8 protein-coding genes and 1 tRNA gene are annotated in these 14586 nt (G+C 53.2%); 4 read left to right on the top strand and 5 right to left on the bottom strand.

Translation table 11 applies throughout. The features are described from left to right. Nucleotides 1-151: 151 nt before the first annotated feature. Nucleotides 152-1657, top strand: coding sequence for an ATP-binding protein (locus tag WC600_08765; protein ID MFA4902823.1), 1506 nt, complete (start codon nt 152-154; stop codon nt 1655-1657). Continuing rightward, entirely contained in the window at nt 1644-3005 is a 1362-nt protein-coding gene (locus WC600_08760) for a sigma-54 dependent transcriptional regulator (protein MFA4902822.1), read from the top strand. Before WC600_08765 ends, WC600_08760 begins: the two co-directional genes overlap by 14 nt. A 45-nt stretch (nt 3006-3050) precedes the next feature. Here WC600_08760 and WC600_08755 read toward each other — a convergent pair whose 3' ends face one another. Continuing rightward, the gene (locus tag WC600_08755) at nt 3051-4826 is read right to left on the bottom strand and encodes a sugar transferase (protein MFA4902821.1); all 1776 of its coding nucleotides are present in this window, start codon (nt 4824-4826) and stop codon (nt 3051-3053) included. 474 nt (nt 4827-5300) lie between these two features. Between WC600_08755 and WC600_08750 the strand changes: the two genes are divergently transcribed. Then, nucleotides 5301-5376 (top strand) — tRNA-Lys (locus tag WC600_08750). A gap of 42 nt (nt 5377-5418) precedes the next feature. On the opposite strand, the gene WC600_08745 is transcribed toward WC600_08750, so the two are convergent. The 4 genes from WC600_08745 to WC600_08730 all read right to left on the bottom strand — a co-directional run bounded on the left by WC600_08745 (nt 5419) and on the right by WC600_08730 (nt 9786). Beyond that, on the bottom strand, nt 5419-6501 hold the full coding sequence (locus WC600_08745; protein ID MFA4902820.1) for a tyrosine-type recombinase/integrase: 1083 nt from the start codon (nt 6499-6501) through the stop codon (nt 5419-5421). Between the two features lie 587 nt (nt 6502-7088). Continuing rightward, nucleotides 7089-7748 (bottom strand): hypothetical protein, encoded by a 660-nt coding sequence (locus WC600_08740; GenBank protein ID MFA4902819.1) that lies wholly within the window; start codon nt 7746-7748, stop codon nt 7089-7091. A 66-nt stretch (nt 7749-7814) separates the two neighbouring features. After that, a complete protein-coding gene (locus tag WC600_08735; protein MFA4902818.1) occupies nt 7815-8729 on the bottom strand; it encodes a hypothetical protein in 915 nt (304 codons plus the stop codon). Beyond that, nucleotides 8689-9786 carry a primase C-terminal domain-containing protein gene (locus WC600_08730; GenBank protein ID MFA4902817.1) on the bottom strand — a complete coding sequence of 366 codons (1098 nt, stop codon included), beginning with the start codon at nt 9784-9786 and terminating at the stop codon, nt 8689-8691. Before WC600_08730 ends, WC600_08735 begins: the two co-directional genes overlap by 41 nt. Before the next feature lie 2581 nt (nt 9787-12367). Between WC600_08730 and WC600_08725 the strand changes: the two genes are divergently transcribed. After that, nucleotides 12368-14539 carry an AAA family ATPase gene (locus WC600_08725; GenBank protein ID MFA4902816.1) on the top strand — a complete coding sequence of 724 codons (2172 nt, stop codon included), beginning with the start codon at nt 12368-12370 and terminating at the stop codon, nt 14537-14539. The last annotated feature ends 47 nt before the right edge of the window (nt 14540-14586 follow it).

Raw genomic sequence — 14586 nt, 5'->3', positions numbered from 1 at the left:
AGTAATCAGTAATCAGTAATCAGTTCGGAAGGAAAATGGTTTTCGCCATTATTATTCGCCATTAACCGCTAACTGGAAACTGGTAGCTGCTTTCTGATAACTGATCACTGATTACTGATTACAATTCTGCGCTTGCTGCTCAGGAAAATTAATGATGAACGATCAATATAGCGTATTAGTGGTGGACGATGAAGAGGTGCTGCGGATGGGGTGCACCCGGGTGCTGAACAGTGAGGGCTACCGGGTGACCACGGCGGCCAACGGTCAGGAGGCCCTGGATAAACTGGCCTCCGAGGCGGTCAACGTGGTCCTGTGCGACCTGAAGATGCCGGTGATGGGAGCCCTGGGGGTGCTGGAACAGGCCACCGTCCTTTACCCCGCCACCCCGGTGATCATCATGACCGGCCTGGGCACCGTGGCCGATGCCGTGGAGTGCATGAAAAAAGGGGCCTACGATTTCGTTACCAAGCCCTTCAGCATCGACCACCTCTGCCTGGTGGTCAAGCGCGCCCTGGAAAAACAGCTCCTGGAGCAGCAAACCCGCCAACTCCAGGAAGAACAGGCCCGCAACCTTTACAATCTGGCCCTGGAGCAGAGCCGGATGCACACCATCGTCAATTGCATGGCCGACGGGGTGTTGGTGACCAATCGGGAGGGCGAGGTGGTCCTCTGCAACTCCACCCTCCTGCAACTCCTGGGGGTGAACACGCCCCCGCTCCAACCCGGGCCGCTGGCGGGCTACCTGAACGACGGGGCGTTCCAAGACGCCATCGACTCTTTGTTGGTGGGAGCCGGAAATAACCCGGAAAAGCTTATTGCCCAAGAGCTCTGTCAGAACGGCATCCACCTGCGGGCCCTGTCGGCGCCTTTCTCCGGACCTGACAGCCTGGTCCTGGGCACGGTCACCGTATTTCACGATGTCACCCACTTCAAGGAACTGGATGAGATGAAGAACGACTTCGTGCGCATGGTGTCCCACGAACTCCGGTCCCCCCTGGCGGCCATCAAGCAGCAACATGCCGTGATCCTGGACGGCTTGGCCGGCGATTTGACCGAGAAGCAGCGGGAGTTGCTCAGCCGGGCCCACGCCAAGATCCAGGGTTTGCTGGACCTGATCAACGATCTTTTGGACGTGGCCAAGATGGAAGCCGGCTACGGGCAGATGGAACAGGTGCCTCTGGATTTGCGCCCCATCCTGGCCGAACTCCTGGAACTGCTCCAGGAACGAGCCGCCAACCAGCGGATCACCTTGCACTTGCAGATGGCGGAAAACCTCCCCCTCATCCAGGCCGACCGCCGCAGCATGGAAGAAGTGTTCACCAATCTGGTGAGCAATGCCATCAATTACTCTCCGGATGGCGGCGAGGTCACGGTTGCCGCTATCTCCCACGGCGACTACCTGGAAGTCCTGGTGCAGGATCAGGGGATCGGCATCGAGGCGGAGGAACTTCCCAAAATCTTTGACAAGTTCTATCGGGTCAAGAGTCCCAAAACCCGGCAGGTGATCGGAACCGGCTTGGGCCTGGCTCTGGTCAAGGGGCTCATTGAGGCCCACCGGGGGGTTGTGGACGTGGAGAGCCAGATCGGGGCGGGTACCACTTTCCGGGTTAAACTGCCCACCGTGGCCGGCGGGAAGGGAGTGCATGAAGGAGAGTGACCTCAACCGGCAGATCCTGGTGGTAGATGATGAGGCCGCGGTGCGCACCGGCATCGCCCAGGTATTGTCCCGGCAAAATCTGGCGGTGACTGTGGCCGCCGATGCCGCCCAGGCTCTGGAACAGCTGGCCCGTCAACCCTTTGCCATCGTCTTGTTGGACATCAAGCTGCCGGACCTGAGCGGGGTAGAGGTGCTGAAGTATCTCCGCCGGGACTATCCGGACACGGAAGTCATTATGATCACCGGGTATCCCACCATCCAGGGGGCGGTCGAGTGCATCAGGTTAGGGGCACTGGACTACCTGGTTAAGCCTTTCCGGATCAATGAGCTGGAAAGCGTGGTGCAGAAGGCCCGGGACCACCTGGCCCAGAAAGGCAAACGACTTGCCCCGGAGCCGGAGGGAGCCGGTGGCCTGGGCCTGGATTTTATCATCGGCGACAGTCCCGCCATGAGGAAGGTATTTGCCAAGGTCCGGCGGGCCGCTCCCAGCGACAGCACCGTCCTCTTAACCGGCGAGTCCGGCACCGGCAAGGAGCTCATAGCCCGGGCCATCCACCTCCTCAGTCCCCGGGCCGACAGGGAATTCGTTCCGGTGGACTGTTCAGCCCTGGTGGAGACTTTGCTTGAAAGCGAACTTTTCGGGCATGTCAAGGGTTCCTTCACCGGGGCCCTCCAGACCAAGCACGGGCTCTTCGAATTGGCCAACCATGGGACCTTCTTTTTCGATGAAATCAGTAACCTGAGCCACAACATCCAAGCCAAGCTCCTCCGGGTAATTCAAGAGCGGGAGTTCATGAAGGTGGGGAGCCAGAGACGCATTAAACTGGATATCCGCATTATTGCCTCGTCCAACCGCGATCTGAGCGAGGCCATTAAAGCGGGCACCTTCCGGGAAGACCTCTTTTACCGGCTCAGCGTCATCCCCATCCACCTCCCCCCCTTGCGGGAACGGACCGGCGACATCCCCCTGCTTATAGACCATTTTCTCCGGAAGCATAGTCAGAAAGGCCACCGGGAGATGACCGGGATTTCCAGCCGGGCACTGAAGCTGTTAAATGACTATTCCTGGCCGGGCAACGTCCGGGAGTTAGAGCATACCATTGAGCGTATTCTGATTCTGGAAGACGGGGCCATCATCCAACCGGAACATTTGCCCAGTTTCATCTCACAGCGTCAGGGGGAGTTGCAGGTCTTCTCCGACGATAACTATTCTTTGGAGGAGTTGGAAAAACGCTACATTCAGTTTATTCTGAGCCGGACCAAAGGGCGGCGACAAGAAGCCGCCCGGATTCTGGGGATCAACCGCAAGACCCTGGGGAACAAGATTGAGAAATACAAGCTGCGGTGAACTGGTTACGAGTGGCCAAGCAGCGCCCCTCAGGTAACCACCACATCAACCGCATTGGGTCCTTGATTTGCAGCCATTGCTGATAGCCTGCCAAAAATCAGAGAACATTTTACAAAAAGTTTTGGTGAGGATGGTCAGATCTAACCAGAGAGACCGGTGCTGAACGTACTCGATATCGTAGCGTATCCAGTCACTGAAATTGAGGCCGGCGTGTCTCTTAACCTGCCAAAGGCCAGTTACCCCGGGGGGCACGGACAACCGGGCATCCCGCCATCTGGGATTATAAAGCATTTCCTCCATCGACAGCGGCCGCGGTCCCACCAGGCTCATATCCCCGATGAGGACATTCCAAAACTGGGGGAACTCGTCCAGGTTGGTTTCCCGCAGCCATTTGCCCACCCGAGTAACCCGAGGATCAGAGACCATCTTGAACATTGGCCCATCCACTTCATTGAAAGGCTGCAACCGCCGCTTTAGGTCAGGGCTATTTTCTATCATGGTCCGAAGCTTGTAGATGATGAACTTGCGCCCATGCAGACCATGCCGTTCCTGGCGCAGCAACACAGGGCCAGGGGAATCGAGCTTGATGGCTAAAGCGATAAGCAGCAGAAATGGAGCGGTTATGACCAAGCCCACTGAGGAAAAGATGATATCTATCAGGCGCTTAACCATTAGATAGAGCGGGCCGGCAGGGGTAAGCCACTCGGTTTCGCACGGCGCACCCGCATAGTTGCGATTATTTCGCTCCCTAAGGGACAAGGGAACTTCGCCGCGTTCCCCGGACTGACCCTTGACGATGGCCACCTCACGGAGGATCACCCCATCGCTAATCGTGACATCCTCACCAATAATGCAACTGTCGAGATAAACCCCGCGGCCTAGCGCGGCTTTTCCCATTAAGACGCAATCATTAATAATGGAGCCTGCTCCTATTTGGCATTCTGGGCCGATGGTTGTAAGTCCGAGAATTAAACCATTCGCTTCGATGCGGGTGGAGGCCGCAATCATTGCGGGAGGAAGCAATTTAGCAGTGGGATCAATCTGAGGACCAGGAGTATCGTTTGGAGAACCTGTCGAAGGCATGGGGTTCCGGGGAGGCTTAACCAGCCCGAGCAACGCATCTTGGTTGGCAAAAAAATAATCTTCAAAGCTGGAGATCGTGCGGCAATAGTCCGGAACCTCCCAAACTCCGGTGGCAGCCCCCGTCTCATAGAGTGGAGGGAAGAGTTGTTCTTTGAGATCAAAATAACGCGCCTGGGGAATAAAATCCAGGACCGACTTTTCAAACAGATACAGACCCACTGGCCGCAGCTTGCTTCGCTTACACTGGAAGGGGTGAATCCGGTGGATAGCTCTGATCCCTTTGGCGGTGTCGGTCTCAATGCGCTCCATCCACCAAGGAGCCTCCTGGATTTGAATGGATGCTGCGGTGGCCAGGGCGCGGTGCTCGCGATGATAAGTGAGCATGCGCGTCAGATCAGTATCCACCAACAAATCCCCGTTAACGACCCAAAACGATTCGTCTTTAATCCTGTCAGCCACTTCTAACAACGATCCACCGCTGCCATATCCGGTTTCTTGGATCAGATAATCCATGGGCGGGGGTGCTGTGGACAAAAAATTGGCAACGTCGGACTGAAGGCCTTGCGGCACGCAGAATATCAGGAGATTGGCCCCGGAAGCGCCTAAGGCCTCGGCCGTATAATAATAGAGCGGGCGATTGGCGATGGGTAAGAAGCATTTGGGGGTGGGTGCCAGGGACACCCCCATAAAACTCGCCATCCCACCGGCCAATATTATTGCAGTAGAAGCTGGTTTCATGAACTTTTTTCAAGCTACCAATCTCTTGGGAGATTTTTCGGTAACCCCTTTCCACCTTGCCGGTTAGCCCTCTTCATCCTCCCTGCGCAGGCCATATTTTGCAGGGTTTCAGAAAAGACAGTATTAGCGTATTTATCGGAATGGCATTAATTAAACATGATTTTTCGCAGTCAGGAATCTGGACCGACACCGCCAGATCGGGAAACCCTCCTGGCCGGATTAGTTCATTTCACCGGGAATCTTTACCATAGAATGGTCCCATTTTGTGGAAATAAATCACAGTTAGGAGATTGCCGCATGTCCCTTAGGCAAACCGGGTTGGGCAATGGGTTTATGGTGTGATGGCCTGTTGATCCTTAAGTCGATTTCGTGATAGCCTTTGCGTGACTTTCCGGCTCTATTCATCCAATTTTATGGGATGGCTTGCCCTTGACAAAAACGCTGGAGGCCAGTATATATATGATTTGTGCCTTCGGGCCGTTAGCTCAATTGGTAGAGCAAGTGACTCTTAATCACTAGGTTCGGAGTTCGAGTCTCCGACGGCCCACCAAAGAATTCAAGGGGTTAGCCGATTTGGCTAACCCCTCTTTTTTTACCGTGTGTGGATTTGTGTGTGAATTTCCTCCAGGGGAGTATCCTGGCAGGCCCGCTCAAAGACTGCCATGGCTTCCCGCTCAGCCTCACTGATGGAGTGCAGGTAGATCTCGGTGGTGGTCCGGTTTTCATGGCCCAGGATCCGTTGGATGGAGCCGATGGGAACGTTGGCCCGCTCCAAGACCGAGGCCCCGAAATGCCTCAATGCGTGATAGCGGAAATACTTCACTCCGGCTTTACGGCATAAAATCCGCATCAAGCCCTTTCGGTCCTGGTAAGGACCTTCCACGAACCCTCCGGCTTTGCGGCTCCAGTGACGGCCCCAGAAGACCCAAGGCTTGGTCTTATCACGGTTCTTATACCTTTTGGCAAGCATGCTATGGAGCCTGGTGGTCATCGATACCTTCCTTGGGGTCAAGTGCCCGCCCTTTTTCTTTCGGGTGTAGAGCACCACGTACCTTGCTTCCAGGTCTACGTCCTCCCAGGTCAGACGGTTGATTTCGCTCACCCGGCCCATGGTGTCCATGATGGCAACCAGATAATCCTGACTATCCGGGTCTGCTGCCAGAAGTACCCTGGCTACATCTTCTTTGGAAGGAACGTACCTGAGTTTGCGCTCCACTGGCATAAACTCTAAACCTTTGGTGGGATTGGCTATGATTAAGCCTTGCTTGACACCGAAATTAAAAATTGCTCTAAGGTATCGAAGATCCCTGTTTGCGGCGAAGGCTGAATCTTTTCCCCGATGGATTAGATAAGCTTGGACCATCTGAGTCGTGATATCGCCGCAGTTAAGATCTTGCCAGTTTTTTAGCAGCTTCTTGGCCAGATAAATATGTTCCAGGTAGTAGCTTTTACACTTATAGGCCTGGACATAATCGAGCCGCAGATTAAGCAGATCCAAAAAGGCCATGTCGGTTGGGGTTTCCACCGTCGCCGGCGGGTTTTTTAGCTCCTCCCTTTTTTTGGCCTCGGCTTCCTTTGCCTCCTTTTTGGTTTTGAACCAGGCTTCCGTGTGCCTGGTACCCTGTTGGGTGAAGTCGTATCGCCACCCCTTGCCTTTCTTGAAATAGGTGCTCATAAAGGTCTCCCTTGCTTGGAAAAATGAGAGAACCCCCGAGCTTCCTGCCGCCCAATAATCTCCAGTTTTTATAAACCCAACTTTCACTTTTTCGGAGAAATTGAGCGACCTCCTCAGGGGTCATTATCTCAAAACGGTGATCAGATTCAATACCAGATGACGCCAATGTTGTTTCTCCCAATACCCAGCCGGCCGGCCAGGAAGAATGAGAGCTCAGGATAGGGACGTTGCCGTATTAACTGGCTAACGTTTAAAAGTTATGGACCGGCTAAATGCACTTTTACGAGCAACCGAGCCATCGATATAGCCTGGTATTATGTAGCCCTTAAGCTCCAACATATGTGTCAAAGCGGCGCCAGTATCGGCGTCACCATGCCTTAAAATGCAAAGGGCGCTGGATTTTGAAGGTCAGCGCCCTTGTCCTTAAATGAAATTGAAGCTTGCAAGATTGGTCGTTGCGATGTGAGCATGCCCAACTTGCAGCAAAAAATTTATTTCTCGATAGAACTCACCCCCCCCCTTATAATTTGCGGGCCATTCGGGCCATTCGAGCCAGACCCGCACGAACATGGGGACTTCAGGATTGATTAGTGGACCGTTTCCTCAAGATGTCCAGGCTCCTGGGCCGCGCAATCGATCCGAACCTCAAGGCCATCTTCCTCAGATACTTGCGGCGCTTCTTCCGCCTCCTTTATTTGTTCATCCACTCCAAGAGTGGTTTTGGTCAGGTGAATAATGCGACGCCTGTTTCCGTGGATCACTATTCGGTCAGTGTTCCGGCCCGGTTCCGTCGATGCCAGCAACTTTCTTTCCGCCAACCTTTTCCAGAGGGTGTGGGGTTTGATGGGGAATGGGGAACCTTGACTCTGGGCCAGCTTCTGAACTTCAGCAAACGCTGCATCGGGGTTGAGGTAAATATGTGGATCATCCACCCAGCCGATGCAATTTCCCATAGGCTGATATTCTCCAGGTTGGCCACCACTTCTCTGGCGCCAGCCCCAGTCGGTGCAGAATTTGGGCTCCATGTGCGAGTTATAATCAGCAAAGTGAGCCCGCCCGCTGGTGATTGTAGCCATGAGAAGCAGTATAAACATCCGCACCACATCCTCTGAAATCTGATGCTGGACTTGGCTTTTTGCCGCCTGGATAAGGGCCGACCAGCCCTGCTCCAGGAGGGTATCAGCCTCATCTGGAGAAAGAGCACCAGCTTCCTCCGTAAATTGCGCGAAGAGATTCAACCCTATCATGAGACTATCCACAATGTCTGGAGTCCTATCGTGAACCTGCTGGAGTTCTCCCCGTGCCTCCGTCCGTTAGAACTGCCAAATGTTCGGAATATCTTTTTTGATTTGGTCGAAGTCCCGGATCAGCCACTTCAGATAGGCTGACATGGCACTGGCCAAAAGGCCGTCAGCTGCAGCACGCTGGACCTGGGTGAGCTTATCGAGATTAACCATGCCGGGAGAAATCTCCAAGATCATCATCCTGCCCCGCAGACTATGCCCCTGAGGGATATCTTCACCACTGGTCAAGATCAACCCCCGGGGAAAATACTCTTGGCGAAGGCTTCCGTCGGCCTTCATCCTGGACCGTCCCGTTAGGTTGCCCTGGCCGCGTAGAAGGCGCTCTGCTTTGGCATGCATGGCCTGGATCTCCGTACCCATGGGGATAAAATCATCAATGGTGATGATTGCATCTTTAGCTATGAAGGCCTGCTTCTCCAGGGCATTGGCAGTACCAGTCCAGTTCCCCGGAAGATTCTTTCCATGAAAGCCAGACCCATAGTGTGCTTGGGCCTGGGCCGACAGATCAGACTTCTGCGTCCCGGTAAAACCGGCTATAAAGATAGAGAAATCAACTGGCATGATTTCTCCCACGGGTGCGCGGTAAATGCCGGCGAGCAAAGGAAATGTTATTCTCGGAGGCGCCAGATCCAAGAATTGCAACGATGCCCGGATGGCGTCACGCAGTTGATCTCCGGTCGGCGGGTCCGGCAAAATATATTCGGTCATCCGGCCCTGGCCCAAACTGACTGCAAGGTTGGGGATCGAACCGTTTTTCCCGATCCCCCCACCCCCATGGAGGTAGATCATTTCCCCGTCAATTTGCTTCCAGCCGACATGACCGTAAATCATTTCCCGGGCTACCTCGCCGCTCAACAACTGGATGGCTGCCCGGAGGTGATCCTTAATGGTCTGACCGGCATTGACAATGGCCTGTGTCCCCACAGTTGGCGGTCACCCATGACATTCCGGCGAACTGGCTGGCCGGCACTTCGATAGGGGGCAGAGGTTGCCCATTTTGGCGCGCACCTTCAATTTCAAATATGGTGGTTTTGTCTAAACCATCATCACAGACCTTCTCCCGTACAAGTGAAGCGGTAAAATTGCAAAGCGGTTCGACAACCTCACCATGGTCAGTTTGACGACGGCGGGCCAAAACTCCATCGATGGGCAGATAAGGGCAGCTCATACTCACTGTCTGGGTGCCATCGCTGCGATCATGGGCATGCCGAATGGCCTCGCCCAGCTCTTTCATCGAGATATTTGCTGCCTGTAAGCTCTTCCTGATCCGGGCCCATTCACCGGGGTCATTGCTCTTGACCACTCTCAGGGCCAACAAGATCGATGGCTCAAAAGCCACACCTGCGTCTGCTTTAACCTTGTCCGCCAGTCCGACGAGAGTCTTTTTGGCCGCGTCCAGCTCGTTCTGCTGGTCTGCAGCTCCTGGACCCGCCGCATACCTGGAAGAGATACTCTCGGCGATTTTTTCCACCTCAGCTTCCATTAATGGCGGTTCACATTGATTTTGGTTCACTTGCAGTAATACCTCCTTGATTTGGAAAAATTCCATGCCATTGCGTCTTAAGGAACCGGCGATGGAAGTCAACGTGGTGTTCCTCCTGCCCTGGGGGATCTTTCCCGTGGCGGTTGGAGTTACCGTTTTGGTCCGGGGCTTGCCCGGCAGAGATTGTTTTGGTTGGGCAGTGTCCCTGACCAGTCCCCAGTCGTTGATAATTTCGTCCAGCCTGGCTTCGGGGACCCGCACAATGGATTTAAGGACTTCCAGTTGATCCGAAAAAGGCTGCTGAAAATCCGTGCCCGGGTCCAGGAACAAGGTGTAGCCGTTTTGGGCCGCCTTCCCCTGGAACGGCAAGGCGATCAGATTGCCCAGCGGCCTGATCGGCGTAAGTTCATCCTGACTCGGGAACATCCTATCAAAGCTGGAGATTGTGGCGTCGTCATCAACGGCCTGCGCTTCCTGCAGCAGGGCAAAGCCAACCAAGCGCGCCTTCCAGGCCGGTACTGGCTCATCAAAGAAGATATGGACGTGATAGCCGTGCCACTTTTAGATCTCAGCAGGTAACACCGAATCCCTTGAACTTCACAGACCTCGTAAAATCTCCTCACATCTCGAAAGGGATCATGAGCTCCATCATGATTATCAAAATCAAAGGCCAAGCAATGACAGGTGTTATCTTCCAATAAGAGATAAACACCAAGAATATGATCACCTTCTATGTGCTTGATTAACAGGTCGTCACTTAGTGTGACATAGTCTTTATTGGGGCAATGTCTGCAAGGCTTTTGGCAAAGGTGTTTCTGCCATGCGTTGCGGCAAATAGGAGTGTAGCCGCTACTGTTAACATTGTTTTTTTTCCAATAACGTGGCACCACATCTTCTCGACCTTTAAAAGCTTCCTTATAAAGTTCCAAAAGTAGTTTATGATTATTAACATTAATATTTTGCATTATGTATCCTCTTTGTCTTATTGTTTTAAGAATTGGCTTAGAAAGTAATAAACTTATGGGCCTCGCGCAAAATTCATACCACTACTCCTTATGCTACTGATAAAGTATTTTGCTGCCTTAGAGGGGCGACTATTGTGCTAAACAGGCACTGATCATCTCTCTCAGTACTTTCCATCGATAGCTTCGACTGCGAAATAGAAGTTTCCATTTCATGCGTTCATAGATAAGCAGTTTCTTACATTCACGAGCAAAATGTATGAAATGCAAGTACCGTCAGCTATTCGCTGAAAGCATATACAGTTAGGATCGCAATTCTTGATAGTCTCAACAATCTCATCTATCATCACAGGGTTCGAAGTGTAATTCTGTTGCTTATATTCCACTATCTAACTCATGATTTGTCTTCATGGCCTGTTAACGACTGGATCAGATTGGCTTGTATGAAGTCTTCCAGATCCAAGGGCCTAAACAATACCCGGGCTCCTATCTTTATAAAGCTGAGCTTTCTTTTCCACACTAAGCCTCTTACTGTGTGGAGTGAAATGTTGAGACGTTCAGCCATCGTATCATGTCCAACAGGTTCTCACGACCAACTTGTTTCTGACAGTTTTTAAATTGCGGTTCGTTCATAGTATTATTACCATCTCAAAACATACGTCTCCATTTCACAAAAAAAGCACTCAAAGAGTGCCAATGTTTGCGAATGTTGTTTAAAGTTGGCCTCAAAAGCCGACAGCAATCCCTAAAGCTGGACAATTTTACCCAACAGAATGGATGCAGATTAAGTTGTGTTTGAATCAGATAGCTGTGAACAGGTAGGGTTTAGAAGAAACTACGAAACTTTTTTATGTAATAGTATTATTCTTCATATGCTCACCTCCTTGATCTGCTAAATAAATTGTTAGCATGGCCCGAATAGAGCCATTATGCCTGTTGTGCGATTTGAGCATTATCTTTGACTGGAGTTCTTTGCCTGCTAATGCAGTCTCTGCCGGCGGTTATTCTCTCCCAAGAGCCAATATCCTAAAGACAAACTTCTCCCTTCAAGACTTGAGACCGGCATTAAGATCAGCCAAGCTAAGCGGTGTCTCAACCGCCCAGGATCATGCCATTATTTGTGCCCGGGCCACTCACGGGCAGGTTGATTGCTTTTCGTTACTCTCTATAAACCCATAGTATAAAGATTTGTCGCTCAATCATCCCCATCAAGCAGGATTATTTTCCAATCATACCGATTTTTTTATCATGGAGGATATAGCCAACCCGCCTTTTGCAAAGGCCGAAAGTTAAGCACCTTACATCGATTTGTCAAGGAAAAATCTTCCCGGACACAATTTTCTTTGACCAGGGTACGGGTATCCAGGAAGTGGTTTTTGGACCCTGGCTGCTCTGGCGCTTCGGCTCGCCTTTTTCATGTTGCCATGATAAACGTGACTAAAATTCTGTCAAGCCACCTGTCCGCAGCCCTTGGTTGGGGAAAATGATGGAGGAGTACTGCCAGCAGATTTCGGTAGCCTCAGGATCAGACCCCCCTGAAAAACCACGGCATCTTTATAGAAGAACAGTCCATATCATCAACTGGAATTTTGTCAAGCTACCCGGCTTGGGTCCCGGGCGATGGCATGAGCGACCCAATGGGGGTCCCTAGTCTATGTCGACACCTTTTCACAAACACACTATCTTTTTCCCTCACCCAACCTCATTTCCGCATATCCAAAACCCTCCTGATCCCCCAGAAGCGGATTCCATGCAGTGATTAGTTCACTGAAAGTGCATCCAAGAGAGTCCAGCGGCTCGAACATAAGCGAAAAGATCAACTTTTTATCCCGAGAAGCTTTCCAACTTGGATGAGGGTTGCAGCTACAGAAGGGGGGGGTCTTCGCCCTCAAAATCCTCCATTTTGCTATATGGGCCAGTGAAAACTGTCACAATTTTTCTATACAATAATATTGCCTTTTTGCTTTACAAGATAGGTTATATTTGCTAACGTGCCTTCCGTGATGGTTGGTCTGTTCGGCTAATTCCCTGCCGCATACAAGGCCTGCTGCAATGGATTGCAGCCCCAAAGTGGGGTAACTTGGGATTCTAAAGGTTTTCCTGGGGCAGGGACGCAATTGGAAAATGCGGATTCCCAGATCGAAAGTTTCCTGCCAGGGTTGCGGCGACTGGATTGCTTGATCCAGCGAGCGGTCGTTGCCGCCGAAGCCGCCTATGGTCCCGGGGCATTTGCCGATTTTTACCGTGGCCTCTACATAACCCAGGAAGAAGTGGCGCAGTTATTGGAGCGCGAACCGGGCGCTTCGGTCCTGCAGACCCACGATAATGAAAATAGTATTCTCCTCTGCGAAGCTTTCACGGACCCTAATTCCCGGCTGGGATGGCTGGCCCGTGCTTTCGGCCTGTCTCCCTTTGACCTGGACCTAATTCTTATTGCCCTGGCACCGGAACTGGACCTGCGTTACGAGCGGCTCTACGCTTATCTCCAAGATGACGTCACCCGCAAACGGCCCACGGTGGACCTGGCCCTCAACCTTCTGTGTACTCAAAGGGAAGAAAAACTAGCACGGCGCTCCTTCTTTGAATCCGGGGCTCCTTTATTGCATCATGGATTGCTGCGGCTCCTGCCTGATCCTCACCAGAGCGAGCCGCCACTGCTGGCCCATTACCTGAAGCTGGATGAGCAAATTGTTCGCTTTCTGCTGGGCGGCGAACGCCTGGATCCGCGACTGCGCCTCTTCTGTGAATTACTAACACCTGAGGCCCCCATGGCAGGCTGGGAGGATTTTGCCCAAGGGCTGAACATTTTGCCGGCCCGGCTGTGCCGGGCCTGGAATACGGGGCAGCCGTTGCGCCTCTATTTCCATGGTTCTCCAGGCGCCGGGAAACGCCATGCCGCCGAGGCCCTGGCCTGGAAGGCAGGGGTGCCCCTGTTGACCGCCGATTTGGCTGGGATGCCGGCCTTTCTACCCGATTTCGAGGCAGCCGTGAAGGTGCTGGGGCGGGAAGCCTGGTACCATAATGCCTTGCTCTTCCTCGACAACCTGGATGCTCTGCGAACAAATGATCCGGGGCAGAGGTATAATGCCCTGATGGGCGCCCTGGCGGCCGATCGGGGCGTCACCATCCTGGCCGGGACCCAACCGTGGGTGCCTCCCCGACGCTTTCCTCTGGGTGTTCTTAATCTTTCCTTTTCCACCCCTGGTTTTACCCTGCGGCGTTCTCTATGGAGCGACCATCTTGCCGCGGTCGGCCTTAACCCCGATCCGGCCGACATAGAGACCCTGGCCGAGCGGTTCCGCTTGCTTCCCGGGCAGATTGCCGAGGCGGTCCAGGTCGTCCGCCACCTGTGGGAAGATGAGGGTGATGGGGACTTGGCCCATGATGAATCCTGGCCCAGCCTGCCGTGCCTGTTCGAGGCTGCCCGGGCTCAGTGCGGCCACGATCTGGCCAACCTGACCCGGAAAATCGAGGCTCGTTACGGCTGGGAAGATATCGTTCTACCCCCGGAGGCCCTGGGGCAGTTGCGCGAACTGTGCCACTGGTTGACCTATCGGCATCAAGTGTTGAAAGATTGGGGGTTCGATCGCAAATTATCTCACGGCAAAGGGATCAACGCCCTGTTCATCGGCCCCTCAGGGACGGGGAAAACCATGGCGGCCCAGGTCATCAGCCGGCAATTGGGGCTGGATCTTTATAAGATTGACCTATCCGGGGTGGTTTCTAAATACATCGGGGAAACGGAAAAGAATCTGGACCGGATTTTCACCGCTGCCGAAAATGCCAATGCCATATTGTTTTTCGATGAAGCCGATGCCCTGTTCGGCAAACGCAGCGAAGTGCGGGACTCCCACGACCGCTATGCCAACATCGAGGTCAGCTATCTTCTGCAAAAGATGGAGGAATATGAAGGTGTGGCTCTCCTGGCCACTAACCTGCGGCACCACCTGGATGAATCCTTTCTGCGGCGGCTGGCCTTTATCATCAATTTTCCTTTCCCCGATGTCGCTTCCCGACGCCACATCTGGGCCGGGGTCTGGCCGGCCCAAACGCCCGTGGCCGAGTCCCTGGACCTTGATTACCTGGCCCAGCGACTTCAGGTGAGCGGCGGCAACATCAAGAACATCGCCCTGGCCGCCGCTTTCCTGGCCGCGGCCGACGGCGGCTTGGTGACCATGAACCACGTCCTGCAAAGCACCCGCGGGGAATACCAGAAGCTGGGGAAGGTGATGGGTGAAGAGCTATGGGACGACATCAGCCCAGCCCCTGTTCAAGGTAATCGCACATGAACGATGCAAAGGCAGCCAGGGTTTTACAAGGAAAAGAGGGAAAACAG

The sequence above is a fragment of the Desulfobaccales bacterium genome (genome assembly GCA_041648175.1).
Lineage (GTDB): Bacteria > Desulfobacterota > Desulfobaccia > Desulfobaccales > 0-14-0-80-60-11 > 0-14-0-80-60-11.
Note: the sequence above shows the minus strand (reverse complement) of the source record. Positions and strands in the feature narration are given on the sequence as shown.

Excerpts from the sequence above, each read along its gene's own strand:
- WC600_08765 (MFA4902823.1), top strand. The coding sequence starts at position 152 with ATGATGAACGATCAATATAGCGTATTAGTGGTGGACGATGAAGAGGTG.
- WC600_08745 (MFA4902820.1), bottom strand. The coding sequence starts at position 6,501 with ATGAGCACCTATTTCAAGAAAGGCAAGGGGTGGCGATACGACTTCACC.
- WC600_08740 (MFA4902819.1), bottom strand. The coding sequence starts at position 7,748 with ATGATAGGGTTGAATCTCTTCGCGCAATTTACGGAGGAAGCTGGTGCT.
- WC600_08760 (MFA4902822.1), top strand. The coding sequence starts at position 1,644 with ATGAAGGAGAGTGACCTCAACCGGCAGATCCTGGTGGTAGATGATGAG.
- WC600_08755 (MFA4902821.1), bottom strand. The coding sequence starts at position 4,826 with ATGAAACCAGCTTCTACTGCAATAATATTGGCCGGTGGGATGGCGAGT.